This window comes from Nocardiopsis sp. TRM 82005 (genome assembly GCF_056312425.1).
The window spans coordinates 1-1,574 of the sequence record NZ_JBWDTQ010000066.1; the positions used below are offsets into that span (position 1 = coordinate 1).

Here is a 1,574-nt window from a genome sequence, read left to right on the forward strand (position 1 = left end):
GAGGTCGCCCGTGAGGCGTCGCGGCGGCGCACGTTCGCGGTCATCTCCCACCCCGACGCCGGCAAGTCCACGCTGACCGAGGCGCTGGCGCTGCACGCGGCCGCGATCTCCTCGGCCGGCGCGGTGCACGGCAAGGGCGACCGCAAGGGTGTGACCTCGGACTGGATGGAGATGGAGCAGGACCGCGGGATCTCCATCACCTCGGCCGCGCTGCGCATCGACTACGGCGACCGGGTGCTGAACCTGGTGGACACCCCCGGCCACGCCGACTTCTCCGAGGACACCTACCGGGTGCTGTCGGCGGTGGACTGCGCGATCATGCTGCTGGACTCGGCCAAGGGCCTGGAGCCGCAGACGCTGAAGCTCTTCGACGTGTGCCGCTCGCGCAGGATGCCGGTGATCACCTTCGTCAACAAGTGGGACCGGCCCGGGCGTGAGCCGCTGGAGCTGTTGGATGAGATCGAGCAGCGCATCGGGTTGCGTCCCACCCCGCTGAACTGGCCGGTGGGCATCGCCGGGGACTTTCGCGGCCTCATCGACCGGAGCAGTGGCGCCTACACCAAGATGTCCCGCACCCCGGGCGGGGCCAGCAAGGCGGTCGAGGAAGGGCTCACCGCCGAGGAGGCGGCGCGTGTGGAGGGGGCCGAGTGGGAGCAGGCCCAGGAGGAGATCGAACTCCTCGGTGAGATCGGCGCGGACTTCGACCGTGGCTCGTTCATGGCCGGGGAGTCCTCCCCGGTGCTGTTCGGTGCGGCGCTGCCCAACTTCGGGGTGGGCCAGCTGCTGGAGTCGGTGGTGGGTCTGGCTCCGGCTCCGGCCCCCAAGCCCGATGACCGGGGGCGGCCGCGTCCGGTGGAGAAGCCGTTCTCGGGCCAGGTGTTCAAGATGCAGGCCAACATGGACAAGAACCACCGGGACCGGATGGCGTTCGTGCGCATCTCCTCGGGCCGCTTCGACCGGGGGATGGTGCTCACCCACGCCTCCACGGGGCGGCCGTTCGCGACCAAGTACTCCCAGGCGGTGTTCGGGTCGGACCGGTCCACGATCGACGCGGCCTTTCCGGGGGACGTGATCGCGTTGGTCAACGCTCAGGCCCTGTCGGTGGGGGACACGCTCTATGAGGGGCCCAAGGTGGTCTTCCCGCCGATTCCGAGTTTCGCCCCCGAGCACTTCGTGGTGGCCCGGGCGGTGGACGCGGGCAAGTACAAGCAGTTCCAGCGCGGGATCGCGCAGTTGGACGCCGAGGGTGTGGTGCAGGTGCTGACCTCGGATGTGCGTGGTGAGCAGGCGCCGGTGCTGGCGGCGGTGGGTCCTTTGCAGTTCGACGTGGTGCGTCACCGGATGGAGCACGAGTTCCGTTCGCCGATCGAGGCCTCGCCGGTGGACTATTCGGTGGCTCGGCGTACTGACGCGGGGTCGGCTCCGGCGTTGCACGCGCTCTCGGGCGCGGAGGTGCTGCGGCGTCGCAACGATGGTGAGTTGTTGGTGCTGGTGCACAACAAGTGGCGTCTGCGGGTGATCGAGCGCGACCATCCGGAGCTGTTCATGGAACCCCTACTCGCCGGAGGAGTCGA

At 69.3% G+C, this 1,574-nt stretch carries 1 protein-coding gene; it reads left to right on the plus strand.

Annotated elements, in window-relative coordinates:
• Positions 1 to 1,574: peptide chain release factor 3 (locus AC0T5L_RS27065; protein ID WP_476168323.1), on the plus strand; the 1,574-nt coding region annotated here is incomplete at both ends.